Origin of the sequence: Streptomyces sp. NBC_01363 (assembly GCF_026340595.1) — a bacterium.
Lineage (GTDB): Bacteria > Actinomycetota > Actinomycetes > Streptomycetales > Streptomycetaceae > Streptomyces.
The window spans coordinates 5,601,513-5,617,146 of record NZ_JAPEPF010000001.1; the positions used below are offsets into that span (position 1 = coordinate 5,601,513).

Annotated in this window: 13 protein-coding genes; 8 read left to right on the forward strand and 5 right to left on the reverse strand. The window is 69.6% G+C overall.

Annotated elements, in window-relative coordinates:
* Positions 1 to 113: 113 nt before the first annotated feature.
* Complete coding sequence (locus OG611_RS25400) at positions 114 to 1,355, reverse strand: IS4 family transposase (protein ID WP_266426215.1); 1,242 nt, start codon at positions 1,353 to 1,355, stop codon at positions 114 to 116.
* A 79-nt stretch (positions 1,356 to 1,434) separates the two neighbouring features.
* Between OG611_RS25400 and OG611_RS25405 the strand changes: the two genes are divergently transcribed.
* Both OG611_RS25405 and OG611_RS25410 read left to right on the forward strand, forming a co-directional pair.
* The gene (locus tag OG611_RS25405; protein WP_266424315.1) at positions 1,435 to 2,547 is read left to right on the forward strand and encodes an AAA family ATPase; all 1,113 of its coding nucleotides are present in this window, start codon (positions 1,435 to 1,437) and stop codon (positions 2,545 to 2,547) included.
* Positions 2,544 to 5,339 carry a DUF5682 family protein gene (locus OG611_RS25410; RefSeq protein ID WP_266424318.1) on the forward strand — a complete coding sequence of 932 codons (2,796 nt, stop codon included), beginning with the start codon at positions 2,544 to 2,546 and terminating at the stop codon, positions 5,337 to 5,339. Before OG611_RS25405 ends, OG611_RS25410 begins: the two co-directional genes overlap by 4 nt.
* Positions 5,340 to 5,595: 256 nt before the next feature.
* Here the strand turns inward: OG611_RS25410 and OG611_RS25415 are convergent, their stop codons facing one another.
* A complete protein-coding gene (locus OG611_RS25415) occupies positions 5,596 to 6,033 on the reverse strand; it encodes a GNAT family N-acetyltransferase (RefSeq protein WP_266424321.1) in 438 nt (145 codons plus the stop codon).
* 149 nt (positions 6,034 to 6,182) lie between these two features.
* Between OG611_RS25415 and OG611_RS25420 the strand changes: the two genes are divergently transcribed.
* Positions 6,183 to 6,740, forward strand: a complete 558-nt coding sequence (locus OG611_RS25420; protein WP_266424323.1) for a GNAT family N-acetyltransferase — start codon at positions 6,183 to 6,185, stop codon at positions 6,738 to 6,740.
* Positions 6,741 to 6,791: 51 nt separating this feature from the next.
* Here the strand turns inward: OG611_RS25420 and OG611_RS25425 are convergent, their stop codons facing one another.
* The 3 genes from OG611_RS25425 to OG611_RS25435 form a co-directional block, all read right to left on the reverse strand.
* Positions 6,792 to 8,027: an MFS transporter gene (locus tag OG611_RS25425; protein WP_266424326.1), complete on the reverse strand. Its 1,236-nt coding sequence runs from the start codon at positions 8,025 to 8,027 to the stop codon at positions 6,792 to 6,794.
* 72 nt (positions 8,028 to 8,099) lie between these two features.
* Positions 8,100 to 9,374: an MFS transporter gene (locus tag OG611_RS25430; protein ID WP_266424330.1), complete on the reverse strand. Its 1,275-nt coding sequence runs from the start codon at positions 9,372 to 9,374 to the stop codon at positions 8,100 to 8,102.
* A gap of 145 nt (positions 9,375 to 9,519) precedes the next feature.
* Positions 9,520 to 10,011 (reverse strand): GNAT family N-acetyltransferase, encoded by a 492-nt coding sequence (locus OG611_RS25435; protein WP_266424333.1) that lies wholly within the window; start codon positions 10,009 to 10,011, stop codon positions 9,520 to 9,522.
* A 26-nt stretch (positions 10,012 to 10,037) separates the two neighbouring features.
* Here OG611_RS25435 and OG611_RS25440 point away from each other — a divergent pair, with 26 nt between their 5' ends.
* From OG611_RS25440 to OG611_RS25460, 5 genes are all read left to right on the forward strand, one after another.
* Positions 10,038 to 10,559, forward strand: coding sequence for a CGNR zinc finger domain-containing protein (locus OG611_RS25440; protein WP_266424336.1), 522 nt, complete (start codon positions 10,038 to 10,040; stop codon positions 10,557 to 10,559).
* Between the two features lie 249 nt (positions 10,560 to 10,808).
* Positions 10,809 to 12,032, forward strand: coding sequence for a serine hydrolase (locus OG611_RS25445; protein WP_266424339.1), 1,224 nt, complete (start codon positions 10,809 to 10,811; stop codon positions 12,030 to 12,032).
* 185 nt (positions 12,033 to 12,217) lie between these two features.
* Positions 12,218 to 13,453 (forward strand): GNAT family N-acetyltransferase, encoded by a 1,236-nt coding sequence (locus OG611_RS25450; protein ID WP_266424341.1) that lies wholly within the window; start codon positions 12,218 to 12,220, stop codon positions 13,451 to 13,453.
* A gap of 131 nt (positions 13,454 to 13,584) precedes the next feature.
* On the forward strand, positions 13,585 to 14,394 hold the full coding sequence (locus tag OG611_RS25455; protein WP_266424344.1) for an aminoglycoside N(3)-acetyltransferase: 810 nt from the start codon (positions 13,585 to 13,587) through the stop codon (positions 14,392 to 14,394).
* Positions 14,395 to 14,757: 363 nt separating this feature from the next.
* Entirely contained in the window at positions 14,758 to 15,537 is a 780-nt protein-coding gene (locus tag OG611_RS25460; RefSeq protein WP_266424346.1) for a VOC family protein, read from the forward strand.
* Positions 15,538 to 15,634: the final 97 nt, after the last annotated feature.

Here is a 15,634-nt window from a genome sequence, read left to right on the forward strand (position 1 = left end):
GCCGGGGCTGGTTGTTGTGTTCGGTGCGTTTGAGGGCCCAGTTGGACATCTTGCGTTTGATGACACGGGGATTGGAGCGTAACCGCCGTGGTTCCAGGAGCCGTTGACCGATTTCAAGCAGAGTCTGTGCGAGGGCCCGCGTGAGTCGGGAGGGGGGAAAAGCCCGCCTGGGCGGTGACCTGGCGGCGGACAACGCGCACGGCGCGGGTGAAGGAGATCCGGTCCGGATCGTGTCCCTCCTGTCGTGCGGCTTCGTGCATGAGGTCCCGCACGGCATGGTGAACGAGGAGGAACGCGAATATCTCCTGCTCGGCCCCGGCCGGGTGCTGGGAGCGCAGGACCAGACGTGGCCCGCCCAGGTGCGTCTTGATCTCGTCCAGCGTGGTCTCGATCTCCCAGCGTTCGGCGTAGAGCGCGGCAAGTTCCGCCGCCGGCGCGGTGTCCGGGTCGAGGAGGGTGGTGACCAGCCGGTAGACGGTGCCGTCCTTCCCGCGTGGGCCAAGGGTGTACTCGATGACGCGGACCCGGGCCGGGTCGGCCCGCCGGTTCTTGTCACGGGCGGCGACGATCTCCGACAGGTAGGAACCATCGGGCAGCGACGTCACCACAGGCAGCACCGCGTTGCTTTTGACCCGCCAGAGCAGGTCGGCGCCGGTTGCCGCGGCGGCCCGCCACAGGTCGAATCCGAGGAACCCGCGGTCGGCCATCAGCAGCATTCCCCGGGTCAACGAAGAGAACAGGCGCCCGGCCAGCACGGTCTCGTGCACCGCCAGCGGACCGACCTCGGCAGCAAAGACCGCATGAGTGCCGCACTCGACCAGAGCCGCAACCCTGGCCTGCGGATACGCACTCCTGCCCTGCCCACGGCCGGTCCCCGGACGCCCGAAATACCCGGCATTCGCCACCGTGTCCGGCAGATCGAACGTCGTCCCGTCCACAGCCACCAACCGCAGCCCCCGAAACCAGGCGCCCCGCGACCCCGCGACGGCCACCGGCCGGCACACCCGGGCGAACAACGCCTTCAGCACCTCCGGCCCCAGCCGCAGCCGCGCCCGCCCGATCGCTCCGCTCGTAGGCACCCGCCACCCCTTTACCCAGCGGCCCTGACGCTCCAGACCCTGCGTGAGAAGACGCCCGACCTCCTCATACCCCTGCCCCGAGAACAGGCACATCGCCAGCACGAAATACACCACCACCCGTGCCGGAAGCAGCCGCTGACGCTGCTCAACACGCCCGCACTCCGCCACCACCTCGTCCACCAGATCAGGCGTAAACGCACGCGTTAACACTCCGAGAGCGATGCGATCCGAAAACCGCTCGCCCCCCACCGACTTCACCTGTCCCGGCCTTGGCACACCCAACACAACGAGCCGACACCCTCAAAGTCACCGGTATTGCGCCTAGAGACGTTCAGACGCTTAGAAAGGCCCCGTCATGTCCGACCTGTTGCGCGCCCCCGCCGAGATCAAGTACGCCGAGGAACTGGAGTGGCTCGAATCCATCGACGACAGCCCCAAGCCCTTCTCCTGGCGGCTGTCCCCGAAGATGGTCCGCCTGTTCATCCTGGGTTCCGAGCGCTCCGACGGCCTGGACCGGGAGATCTCGCAGAAGTGGTACGGCGACCGCAGCTTCGTCGAGCGCTCCATCGTCACGCTCGCCTCCGACCGGGGCCTGCTCCTCATAGGTGACCCTGGCACGGGCAAGAGCTGGCTGGCCGAGCTGTTGTCCGCCGCGATCTGCCGCAATTCCACGCTGGTCGTGCAGGGCACGGCCGGCACCACCGAGGACCACATCAAGTACTCCTGGAACGTGTCGATGGTCATCGCCAAGGGCCAGTCGCGGGAATCAATGATTCCCTCGCCGATCATGACCGCGATGGAATCCGGCGCCATCGGCCGTTTCGAGGAACTCACCCGCTCCACCAGCGACGTGCAGGACGCGCTGATCTCGATCCTGTCCGAGAAGTACATCTCGGTTCCCGAACTGGACAGCGACGGCATCGTCTTCGCCAAGCCCGGTTTCTCGATCATCGCCACCGCGAACAGTCGCGACCGTGGCGTCAACGACCTGTCCTCGGCGCTCAAGCGCCGCTTCAACTTCGTCCGCATCCCGGTGGTGACGAACAAGAAGAGCGAGGTGGAGATCGTCCGCTTCCGCACCGAGGAACTGCTGCGCCGTCACCAGATCGAACTGGAAGTGCCGCCGACACTCCTCGACGTACTGCTGCAGAGCTTCGCCGACCTGCGGGCCTCGGCGGCAACGGCCGGCAGCGACGACGAGAAGCTGGAGTCCGCGCTGTCCACCGCGGAGCAGATCGGCGTGCTCGAGGACGCGGTGCTGCACAGCAATTTCTTCGGCGAGCGCGCCCTGACCGCCCGCACGCTGGCCTCCTCGCTCGTCGGGTCGCTGGCCCGGCGCGAGCCCGAGGACCTGGCCATCCTCAACAAGTACCTGCACGGCGTCGTCGAGCCGCGCAGCAAGGAAGAGGGCGGATCCTGGCCGGATTTCCTGGAGGGCGGCCGCGACGCGATCGCCACCCTGTCATGAGCAGCACCCACGAGGGGACCTTCGAAGGACTGCGAGCCCAACTGCAGGAGGCCGCCGCGTCGTTCGCCGACGGGCCCGACGCCCTGGAGGGCATCCTCCTCGGCATCGTCGACGACGTCGACCACGCGGTGCGCGAGCCGCTCGAGATCTTCCCCGTCTGCCATCACTCGCCCGCCTCGGCAATCGCGATGGCCCGTCGGCTGCGGGAGAAGCAGCCCAAGGTCGTGTACCTCGAACTGTGCGAGGACATGGCACCGCTGCTGACCGAACTGCGCAACTGCAAGCTGCCGGTGGCGGTCCAGTCGTTCGCGACCGAGGTCGACGGCTTCCCGGCCGAGTGGTCCCCGCTGTCGGTGGTCGCACCGATCACCGAGGCCTCCGCCGAGTACCAGGCGATCGCCTACGCACTGGACACGCCGGGCGTCGAGCTGGTCCTCGTCGACCGCTCCTCGGACCACGTCTTCCAGTGGGACGCGCGCGGAACGGAGACCGCCGAGCCGGCCGACCCGGACGCACCTCCCGTCGGGGAGGAGGCCGCGCTGCACGGCGACGCCGTCGGCGTGGAGATCGGAGATCTGCGACCGCGCTTCGCCGAGCTGGAGGAACACCTGCTGCGCCACGGCAAGGTGCGGCACTGGTCGGAATGGTGGCACCAGTACGTCGAGCTGCCGCTCGGCGACAGCGACCACGACACCTACCGCCAGGTCATGCTTCTGATCGGAAGCCTCTTCCGCCGACTCGCACCGGGCGACCCTCACCGGGTCCGCGTGGACGAGGACCGCGAACGCCATATGTGGACCAGGATGCGCGAGCACCTGGCCGCGACCGGCGCCGATCCCGCGGACTGCCTCTATGTCTGCGGCGCCTTCCACGCGGCCAGCCGCGTGGCGGAGTTCGGCGTGCACGGCACGGACACCTTCGAGATCAGCCCACCCAGCGCCACCACGTGGCAGCACGGCCTGATTCCGTCCAGCCACGCGGCGATCGAGGCGCAATTCGGCCTCGCCGCGGGCTCGGTGTCGATTGCCGCCACCGTGTGGGCGAAGAACGTCAGACGCACGCGCGTGGAGCCGTACCGCCTGGCGGGACAGGCGGGCACGAAGAAATCGCGGGCCGGCAAGGCCGCGGCGGATCCCGTACCGGATCTCCCGCCCTCGGACAAGCTCACCGGCTTCCTGCGGCAACCGCCCGCCCTGGACCGGCTGGACGAGGCCGAACTGCTCGGCTGGTCGGTGGAGATCGTGCGTGCCGCGCGCCGCAACGGATACCTCGCTTCCACCGCCGACGCCATCGCGGTGTTCGAGACATCGATCCTGCTGGCCGGAATGCGCGACCGGGCCAGGCCCACGCCGTACGACTTCCAGGACGCGGCCGTCACCTGCATCGAGAAGGACACCGTGCCCGGCCGGCGCGATGTGCGGCGCCTCGTGGAGATCATGATGGGCGGCGACCGGGTCGGCCAGGTCGGTTACGACGCGCTGCCACCCCTGGCCCGCGACGTGCACGACCGGTTGGCGCCCCTTGGGCCGAAGCTCCAGCAGGGGGGTGTGCAACGGGCGTTGCTGGACATCGCGTCCCAGCCGGAACTGGAGCGGTGCTCCGACGTGTTGTGGATGCTGCGCCATCTGATGCCGCAGGGTGCCGCCCGGCCGATCATGGGGGAGCGGAAGCTGGGGGAGCGGCCGATCCAGGAGTCGTGGGACCTCGCGCTCGGTACCTACCAGCGTGCGCTCATCGAGCTCGGCTACGAGGGCGTCAGCATCGAGCAGGTGCTGGAGCAGCGCCTGCGCCGTACGGCGTACGACCGGCGCGCCACCGCGGCGACGGTCCTGGAAGCCGTCGAGGACGCGACGCTGTACCTGCGGAGCCGCCGCCTCGCGGAGGAGCTGGGCACACACGCCCTGGAGGTGCTGTCGGCCGAACGCAGCGTCGACGGCGCACCGGAGGTGCTGCGCCGGGTGCGGAGGCTACTGGCGTACTACCGCACCAGCGAACCGGTGCTGCCGCCCTGGATCGAGTCCTTTGTCAAAGCCGGATACGCCCACTACTGCACCCTGCTGCCGACGGCGTTCACCGACGACGACGCCACCGTCCGCCAAGTGGCGGCCATGCTGGGTTTCCTGTTCAGCATGGAGAGCCTCGCGCTGTCGCTGGGGTGCGACCGGACCCAACTGGAACTGGCAGTGGTCCAGTCGCGCCCGGAGGAGTCGTCGAAGACGGCGCTGCTGTGGGCGGCCCAGGTGCAGCTCGGACGTCTCTCCCGCGAGGACCTTCGGGCGAGGTGCGACGAGCTGCTGAGCAATCCCTTGGTGGTGCCCGCCTATCCGCGCTACCTCAGTGGCTTCCTGTACGCGCTGGATCCCGTCCCGAGCCTCACCGACTTCGTGGTGGAGGCAGTGTCGAACGCGTTCGGACGGCTGCCGGACCCGGTGCTCCTGCCGTGGCTGCCGACCCTGATCACCACTCTGCGATCGGGCGGCGCGGAGCTGGCCCCTCTGCTGATCCGCGAGGCCGGGCGGACCTTCCCCGGCCGGCTCGCGGCGCTGGACGCGTGGGTGCCACCGTGGCGGGCCCAATCGGAGCCGGAAGCCGCGCATCCGATACGCCACGCGGAAGGCGGCCACGGCTGCACGCTGCTCGCCGCGCACCCGGCGACGTGCGACGCGGTGGCGAGTCTGCTGGGGTGCGAGGGGACGTGGGGGACGGCGGACTCCGGCCCGGCAGGTGTGGCACTGACCGGCCGCCATCCGGATACGGCCGTCGCACTGGAGGCGCTGCTGGCCGGCGCATGACCTCGGAGGGCGCAAGCCCACGCAGCGAAGCCGTCGACGGCGGCTACCGGGGCCACGTGTTGCACCGAGCCGGCCGATACATGTCGGCTCGGTGCACCTCCTCGCCGCACCGAGCCGGGTGGATGATTCACCTCGCTCCGGAACGAGCGGGCCGACTGCGCAACACAGCGGGGTGGGATGCCCATCAACGGCGATGGTGCGGTTGAATCCCGCGAACGGCAGCGAGCCCATCATCCGGATCAAGGCCCAGTCTCCCCTACGGCTGCACCACGAACCGGTAGACCTTGGAGTCGCGGGCCTTGAATCCCAGGCGTTCGTACAGCCGATTCGCTGCCTGGCGGGACGGACGCGAGGTGAGGTCGACCGTCCGGACCCCGGCCGCCTCGGCCAGGCGCAGTGCCTCCTCCGTCAGCGCCGCCCCCACGCCGTGCCCCCGGGCCGCCTCGTCGACCACGACATCCTCGATGCGGCCCCGTACACCTGATGGCAGCGGAAACATGATCAGCGTCAGCATGCCGACCGCTCGTCCTTCGACCCTGGCCACCAGCAGGGTGTTGGCGTCGCTGCGCAACAACTCGGCCACCGACTCCCGGTCGGGCGCACCGGCCGTCCCCGAGAGCTGGGGCAGAAGGCGAGAGACTGCTTCGACCACTTCGTCGGTCGCCCCGCGGACGACCTCCACCTCGACGCTCATGGGCGTGACCCTACCGACAAGTCCCGCAAGCGCGGTGGGAGGCAGGTCGCGAAGGTCCGGAGCTCCACCGCGAAGTGCCTGGTCAGCGGCCATTCGGGAAGTCGTGCAAGCTCTGGACGTCGAATCCGGCCGCGTGATTCGATGGCGGGATGACATCGTTCTGGACGGGAAAGCGGATACGCCTGCGCGGTATCGAGCCCGACGACTGGACCGCGTTCATGCGCTTCGCCGAGGACGAGGAGCGGTTGGGAGACCTGCTGAACCCGCCTCGTTCCGCGGAGGGCCATCGTGCCTGGGCGAAGGAGCAGGCAGCCGCCAAGTCCGACGGAGACTGTTTCCAGTTGGCGATCGAAGCCGCCGACACGGGGGAAACGGTTGGATCTGTGGGTTCGTTCCACGCCGACCCGCGGTCGGGCTGGTTCGAGTACGGCATCACGATCGGCGCCGATCACCGGCGTAACGGCTACGCGGCAGAAGCCGTACTGTTGCTGCTGCGCTTCATGTTCGCCGAGCGGCGGTTCCACAGGTGCCAGGCGCGGATCTTCGCACACAACGAGGCGTCGCTGGCCCTTCACCGTCGGCTCGGGTTCGTGGAGGAGGGACGCCTCCGCGACCATGTGTTCTTTGCCGGCCGGCACCACGATCTCGTCATGATGGGCATGCTCGCCGGTGAGTTCGCCCAACTGCATCCGGCGGGAGAACTCTGAGACCGTCCGTCAATCCGGACTCCGTTCCACCTGTCCCGTCATCGGGCGCGTTCAGTCGACCGGTGCCTTGCCGAGGGCTTCGATGTGTGTGGGCCGGGACCGCTGCCGGTACTCCGCCCGGCGGACGGCAAGGGGTGCCATGAGGCCGGTCACGGTGAACAGGGCTCCCACGACGTACCACCCGGGGCGGCCCCAGGTGATGCAGAGCGAGATGAGCAGGCTCGGCCCGAGTGCTTCGGCCAGGCCCGCGCCCAGGCCGAAAACGCCCAGGTACTGGCCGGTGGCGTGCTGCGGTGCGAGGGCGAAGGACACCTCGAAGCCTGCGGCGGAGTGCCACAGCTCACCGATCGTGTGGATCACCACCGCGACCATGAGCAGCGTGGCCGCGGCCCACTGCGGCATCCCCGCGGTCAGCGAGAGCAGCGAGCAGGAGACGAGGAAGGCCAGGCCCGATCGGCGGTAGGCGCCTGCGCCGGCTGCGGGGGAGTCGATGGTGCGGCTGGCCCGCACCTGAAATGCGATGACGATGAAGGTGTTGACGAGCATGGTGCCCGAAATGAGCCAGTGCGGGGCGGTGATGGCCTTGACCAGCCAGAGCGGAACGGCCACGGTGAGCACCTTGAACTGGATGGCCATGATGCCGTCGAGCGCGGTGATCAGAAGGTAGGGCCGATCCCGCAGGGCGACCCGGCGAGGGCCGTCGACGACGGGTCCGGGCATGACCGCGGGAAGCAGGACGAGGACGGCCGCGGAAGCCGCGCAGGCGATCGCGATGCCGACGACCAGGAGTTGGTAGGCGGTACGGGTGCCGACCTGGACGGCCCAGCCCGCGAGCAGGGCGCCGAGGGAGACGCCGATGTTGGTGACGGCACGGAGACGGGCACGGAACCTCTGCGGCCAGTCCCCTCCGTAATGCCTGATGAGCGGGGAGCGGGCGGCCACCCCGGCGGCCTGCGCCCCGGTGGCCGCGCATACCGCGAGGACGAACGGCCAGAAGCTGTCCACCAGGAGGAAGCAGGCCGTCGCCAGTGCCCGGACGACGAGGGCGATCGCGTAGACGCCCCGTGCGCCATGTCGGTCGGCGAGATGGCCGGCGGCCACGCCCATGACGAGCGAGACGCATCCGGCGATGCCGAGTCCGATCCCCACCTGGGCGGCCGGAAGATGAACCGCCTGGGTGAAGTACAGCACCCCGGCGGTCAGATAGAGGCCGCTGCTGATGGTGTAGACGAAGTTCGAAGCGGTGATGACGCGCTGCGGACCGGTATCCGGTATCAGGTGGGGCACGAGGTGGCTCCGCGTTCTGGCCGGCAATGGCGGCAGGGGCAGGGGCAGGGGCAGGGGGCGAAGGCCGGGGTGTCAGCTCTCTCGGGCCGTGCTGTGTCCGGGCGGTGTGGTGACTGGCCCGCATCGAGGCGGCTCGTGGCTGTGCCGACGCTCTGCGCCGGCCGAGACGATCAGGGCAACAGCGGTCATCGTGGTGAGGACGCCCCACGCCGGTACGAAGCTGTGCGTGACGTCCTTGAGCAGGCCGAGCGCGGGCGGAACCACGACGATGGCGACCTGGTTGACGGACATGGCCAGACCGAGGGCGAAGCCGGTCCTGCCCGGCGGAGCCGACTCGATCACGTAGGCGACCCAGGGGCCGTACCAGCCGAATCCGAAGAACCCGAGCCAGACGAGCACGGAGCAGGCGATTACCGGTGATCGCCCCAGAGGTGTCATCAGCACCACCATCCCCAAGATCGCGGCGGCCATGCAGATCATGACGGAGGCATACCGTCCGGAACTGCTGCGATCGCTCCGGGCGGCCAGGCAGATACGGCCCACGACGCCTGCCCCTTGGGCCACCACCAGGACCAGGGCCGCCGGGCCGGCGTCGACGGACGCCGTCTCATGGAGGTACAGCACCGTCAGGATGCCTACGCCGCACTGCACCGAGATCAGGCTCGTCCCGGACAACATGATGTTCGCCATGGACGGTTCGCGTAACATCCTCAGCCGGTCCCCGAGTTGCCGCCCGAGCGAGGCACGCGGCGCTTCGCTCTGCGGGACGGCTCGCGCGGGCGGCCTGCGGTAGCAGCCCATGAAGACGGCGGCCCCCAGCAGCGCGACGAGTCCACCGGCCACGAGCGTCGACCGCCAGCCGTGAGCGACCGCGAGGAGGGGGAGCACCGCTGAGGCGAGCGCGGCGCCCAGTGGCAGACCCGCCTGGCGGATGCCCATCGCCAACCCGCGCCGGGAAGCGTCGAACCAGGACGCCACCGATTTGCTCCCACCTGGCTGAACGGTGCTGTATCCCGCGCCCACGACCAGCAGGACGCAGAGCAGGGCCCCGTAGCCCGGCGCGAGGCCTCCCGCGCACAGCCCCACGGCGACCACGCAGGCGCCCACCCCGACGACCCAGCGCTCGTCGTAGCGGTCCAGCAACTCTCCCGCCACCAGCAGACCGACCAACGGAACCAACTGGGCTGCCGAGATCAGCAGACCCAACTGAGCCGTGCTCAGATCGAGGTCCCGCTGAAGGTGGATGCCCATTGCCCCGATGCCCTGCACGAAGAAGCCGGATGCCGCCTGGGTGAAGGTGGCGATGCCGAGGACGATCCAGCGGTAGTGGGAAGCGTCGCGTATCAACGCTCTTCACCTCCCGCGGCCCGGGACGGCATCACGGATTCGACCGGGACTGGTCCGAGGCCGGACGGGCGGAGCATGAGCGAGGGTGTGTGGGTATCGGCGTCGGGCAGGTCGTTCCGGAGGAGGCGGGGTGGCGGCGGACCGGTCACGGGCGCCAGTACAGCGACGGGTCGGGGTGGCTGGTGAAGCCGAGCTCGCGATAGAGCGGTTCACCCCCGGCGGAGGCATAGAGGTCGACTCGGGCGACGTCGCTCTCCCGGAACCAGTCGAGCAGGCACTGCATGATCGAGCGGCTGTGACCGAGCCGCCGGTACGCCGGGTCGGTGACCACACCGATCACCTGCCCGATCCGGCCATTGCGCAGGTGCGGGCCGGGCAGCCGTTGCTCGATCGTGCCGATCCCACAGGCGGCGAGGCCGCTCCCACCCTCCACGACAAGGATGCGTACGGCATCCGCGGCCAACTGCTCCTTCAGCACCACGGCGAGGACGTCCAGCCAGTCGTTGCCTCCTGACGCGGGGTCGAAGAAGTCGCCGCCGAGATTCTCGAACAGCATCACCCGCAGGCGTACAAGCTCCGCGATGTCGTCCTCCACCGCCTGCCGTACGGCTGCGGGGTCTCCAGTGCGTTGTGTCATGCCGATCAGGTTGGTGTAATGACCTTATGCACCTCAACCCTTACGGCGAGGATGTCGTGAACCTGGCTACGGATCTGGCCAACCGGCGTCCGGCGACCGCCGAGGAACTCGCGGATCGCTGCCGCGCCGCCGGCCTGGTGGTGGACCTCCCGGCCACGTCGCAGGACCTCGACCGCACCCAGGAGGCGCTGGACGCGTGGGAGAAGGCCGTCGACGCCGATGACGAGCACGAGCGCGCCGAGCTGCTCAACCGGATGCTGGCGGCGGCCGCCGCCTACCCGCGGCTGACCGACCACGCCGGAGACGGCTGGCACCTGCACTACCGCGACGACCGGCAGCCGCTCGGCTCCCTGCTGTTCTCACTGATCTCCGTCGGCACCGCACTGCACCTGGCGGGACGGGGCATGCACCGGCTACGACGGTGTGCCGTGGCCGAGTGCTCCACGATCTTCGCCGACACCTCCCGCACCGGTCGGCAGCGCTACTGCTCCCAGCGGTGCGCCAACCGCGACGCGGTGCGCCGACATCGCGCGCGAACCGCACCGTGAGCGCATCGGGGCCGCGTGATGAGCCATCGCCCGATCCGGCCGCTCGCGCCCTCACCGCAGTGCGGGTGGGTTCGGCGGGCCACTGCGTGCAGCCGGCCCCGGGGTAGGGCCTGCCGCACCCCGTGCGCACCGGCCCGCCCCACCGCAAAGGCGGTGGTCAGCGCCATGGGAGGTGCACTCGCGCATCCATAGTCTCGTCGGCGTAGGGATCTCACCAAGAGGTCCGACGGACCAGGAGGACAACCGCCGATGACCACCTCACGACGTCACGCCAAGCTGGCCGTGATCGCCGGGGCCGCCGCCCTCGCGTTGATGACGACCGCCTGTGATGACGCCGCGAAGTCCGCCCCACCGACCGACGCCAAGAAGTCGGCGTCACCGACCGATGCCGCGAAGCCTGTCCCGTCCTCCGACGCCACGACGCAGCGGAGGATCGACGCCGTCACCGAGCAGGGCATCCCCGGTGTACAGGTGGTGATCTCCGAGCCCGGACGCGGTACGCGCACCCTGCGCGCGGGGACGGGCAACACCGACACCGGGAAGCCGTTCCCCGACGACGCGCGGGTCCGGATCGGCAGCAACACCAAGGCGTTCGTGGCGACCGTCGTCATGCAACTCGTCGACGAGGGGCGGGTCGACCTGAACAGGAGCGTCGAGCATTATCTGCCCGGACGCGTGCGGGGCAACGGGAACGACGGGAGCCGGGTGAAGATCCGCGATCTCCTGCAGCACACGAGCGGGCTGACGGACTACGTCGCGGCGGGCGGCACGAAACCGGAGGACATCAAGCCCGGACAGCTGCGGATGGCGGAGAGCGAAGAACCTCAGCGGCACTACACACCGGACGAGCTGTTGAAGATCGCGATGTCCTTGCCGCCCGGCCCGGCCGCGAAGGACTTGGCGGTCTACTCGAACACGAATTACGTCCTGCTCGGGATGCTCATCGAAAAAGTGACGGGCCACCCCGCCCCGGAGGAGATCACCACGCGCATCATCGATCGGCTCGGACTGAAGGACACCTACTTCCCGAAGTCCGGGGAGGCGGGCATCCGAGGCCCGCACGCCCATGGCTATCACCGGATCGGCAAGAAGCAGGTCGACGTCACCGATGGCGACGTGTCGTGGGCGTACACCGCGGGCGCCATGGTCGCGACCGGCGCCGATCTCAACACGTTCTTCACGGCGCTGCTGCACGGTGACCTCGTGTCGAAGGACCGGCTCGCCGAGATGAAGCGCACCGTCCCGCTGAACAAGAACCCGAAGGACCAGTACGGTCTCGGGCTCGTCCGCGTCCACAACTCCTGCGGCCAGGAGATCTGGGGGCACGGCGGGGGAATCCCCGGATTCATGACCGCGGGCGGTGTCGACCCGAAGGGCCGTGCGGTGACACTGACGTTCAATCACGTCCCGATGAGCGAGAAGTCCAACGAAGCGGTGATGCGGGCCATCGACGCCGCCGTGTGCGGGGGCTGAAGGAGACTGCTCAGTACGCGCTCCGGGCCCGTCGTGTGTGCGACGGGCCCCGAACCGTCCTGGTGCACGACGGTCTCGACGCTGCCCGGCGTTCGTTTCATGAGACCGCGGATTCCCGGGCCGCGAACCACAACCCGGCGAAAACCCGATGGACGGGACGCCCCGGGCACTGAGACAGTCCGACCGTGACCGCCACCCCCGCATCCCCCGTACCCACCCCCTTGGCCGACGGCCTCGTCCTGCGAGAGGCACGACCCGAGGACCTCGACCAGATCGGCGCCCTCCTCGCGGAACGCGGCGAACCGGCCGATGCCCTCGATCACCGGCTGGTCGTCAAGGATCCCGACGCCGGCTGGTCCGCCTGCGCCGTGGTCGTCGACGGCGACCGGGTCGTCTCCACCGCAACGCTCCTCGACGAGGACGTACGCATCGGCGGCATCCACCTGCCCGCCGGCCAGGTCGAACTGGTCGCCACCGACCGGGAATACGAAGGACGCGGACTCGTCCGGGCGCTGATGCGATGGGCCCACGACCGCTCCGCCGCCCGCGGCCATGTCATTCAGGCGATGATCGGAATCCCGTACTTCTACCGGCTGTTCGGCTACGAGTACGCCATCGACATCCCGCCGGCGCTCACCGTGCACGCCGCACCGCCCGGCGAGGGAGAACCCGCACTCCGTGCCGCCCGTTCCAGTGACATCCCCGCCATGGCGGCCCTGCAGGAAACGGCCCAGAACCGGTTCGACGTGGCCATGCCGCACTCGGAGGCACGCTGGCGCTGGCTGCTGGCCCACGAAGCGAGCAACCTCTGGGTCGTGGAGCGCGCCGGCGCCGTCGTCGCCACCGGTCGCACCACGCTCCCCGAAGACGAGGTACTCCTGGCCGAGGCCGCCGCCCTCGACGAGGCATCGGCACGGGAACTGCTCCGCGGTGTCGCCGCGTCGGCCCCCGACAGCCGGATGCGAGTCGTCCACCGGGCCGGCACCGTGACCGCCGCCGCGTGGCAGGATTTCCTCGTCCACGAGCCGCCCACACAGGCGGAGCAGTACTACGTCCGCGTCCCGGACGTTGCCGCGCTGCTCGACCGGCTCCGGCCGTTGCTCTGGCACCGCCTCACCACGGCCGGGCCGGACCGCACCGGCCGCGACATCGTCATCTCCACCTTCGACGCCCACTACCGGATCCCGGTCCGGGCCGACGGCCTCGGCCGGGTCGTCACCGGCGGTGCGATGCAGGGACCCGGAGCCGTGGGAGGCGCGGCAGTGGCCCCCGACCACCTGCCCGCCCTGCTGTTCGGCCCCCACGGGATCGAGGGGCTGACCCGGATCCGGCCCGACGTCTACGCGGGGGACGAGGAGCTGTTCCAGGCGCTCTTCCCGCCGGTCACGGCCGATCTGCTCAGCTACTACCTGCCGTACTAGACCTCTCGACCTGGCGTATCCAGACCTCTACGACTCCGTACCAGACCTCGGGAGACAGGCGGCACGACCGGTCCGAGCCTGCGCCGAAATTCGGTGGCCCGGGTGCCTCGACACCTGGACACTGACTGGTCATGTCTGCCAAGCCTGCAATCGGTCCGATGTGTACCCGGGATTCGCTCGCCTCCGATCTCCGCGCAATGGGCCTGCGCCCCGGTGAGACCCTCCTCGTCCACTCCTCGCTCAGCTCGCTCGGATGGGTCTGCGGCGGTTCCCGCGTCGTCGTCATGGCGCTGCTCGACGTTCTCGGCGACAGCGGGACTCTGGTGGTGCCGACCCATTCCGGTGACAATTCGGATCCGGCGGAATGGGGGTATCCGCCCGTGCCCGAAGCGTGGTGGGCGGACATCCGTGCCTCGATCCCGGCCTTCGACGCACGGACCACTCCCACTCTCGGCGTCGGCGTCATACCGGAGACCGTCCGCAACTGGCCGGGCGCCGTCCGTAGTTGCCATCCGCAGACGTCCTTCGCGGCCGTGGGCCCACGTGCCGCCGCGATCATGGACGGCCACGCACTCGACTGCCGGCTCGGCGAGCACAGCCCGCTCGCCCGGCTGGAGGAGGGCGGGGCGCGGGTTCTCCTTCTGGGGGCGGGCTTCGATTCCTGTACCGCGTTCCACCTGGCCGAGTACCGGGTTCCCTCGCCGCAGACGGACAACTCCTTCGCCGTCATGACCCCGCAGGGCCGCAGCTGGGCGACCGTGCGCGAGACCTCGATCTCCGCGGAACGCTTCGACGACCTGGGTGCGGCCTTCGAGAAGGAACGCCCGGTGGTGCGGGCCACCGTGGGCGGCGCGGAGGCCCGGTTGTTCGACCTGGCGGATGCCGTCGCCTACGCCGAGGGCTGGCTGTCCGAGCACCGGCCGCGGACCGCCACGATCTGATCGCAGTGGAGCTGCTTACGGGCAATCCTCACAGCCTTCCGTTGCTGGTGGAGGATTGCCTCGATCGGTCGTGGCGCGGGATCGGTCGCGGGAGCCGGGGTGCTGAGGTGCGGGGAAGCAGCCCGGGGTACACGGTTAGATCATGAACTCGGCTCTGCCGACCGCCACGCGCGTCCGTCACCGACCGGCGGACACCGTGCGACGGTCGGTGACGAGGAGAGGGGCGAGTTCTTCGGCCATGGGAAACGGCGGCAATGTGATCGCGGAACTCACGGCGGACCATCTCGACATGGAGGAACCGTTCGCACGGATCGAGGCGCAGCCCGCGAGCCGTAGGCGGCGGGAATCCCGAAGGAGCATCGAATGCCGGCCCTCGGAAGGATCAGGCCCGTAAACGGAGCTCCCTGCTGGGTCAGCCTGATGGCACGCGATCTGCACGCGGCCCAGGCCTTCTACACGGACGTCATGGGTTGGGAGTTCATCGCCAGCACCCTCGGGAGCAACTTCTGCGTGGCGATGGCGCACGGTCGGCCCGTCGCCGGGATCGGATGCTGCTCTTCTGCGGCCACGAGCCCTCCCGCCGTCTGGACCCCGTACTTCGCGGTGGACGACGCCGACGAGACCGCGGACCGGGTCAGGGAACGCGGCGCCACACTCGCCGTCGGGCCCGTGAAACTGGGGGAGGGCCGAGCGGCGATGGCCGCCGACCGCGACGGGGCCGTCTTCGGTTTCTGGGAAGGCACGGCCCTGGCCTGGTCGGTGGGGCAGGGCAGCGCCCCCGCTCGGCTGGACCTGCAGACCCGCCACGCCTTCGAAGCGGCCATCTTCTACGCGGAGGTCTTCGGCTGGGCCGAACCGCCCGGCGGCTGCACGGTCGACTACGCACAGGAGCACGTCCGCGTCACGCTGGAAGGGCGTACGGTTGCCACCCTGCGCGGCGGAGGTATCGAAACCGCCGCGGACCCCAGGATCCGGCCCCGGTGGAACGTCGACTTCCGCGTCGAAGACAGCGCACGGGCCGCGGCCACTGCCATCGACGCAGGCGGTGAATCGTCATTGGTTCCCGCACGCGACGGCCCTTCGAAGGATTCCTTCATCATCCGTGACCCCGACGGCGCCCTCTTCACCGTGTCCGGCCCATGACGGCAACCCCTCCAGGGCCGATGGACAATGCCGACCGGCCCCCATCGTGTTTCAGGGTTGCGGGTACGGCTCCGGAGCAACAGGGCGCTCCGGAGCC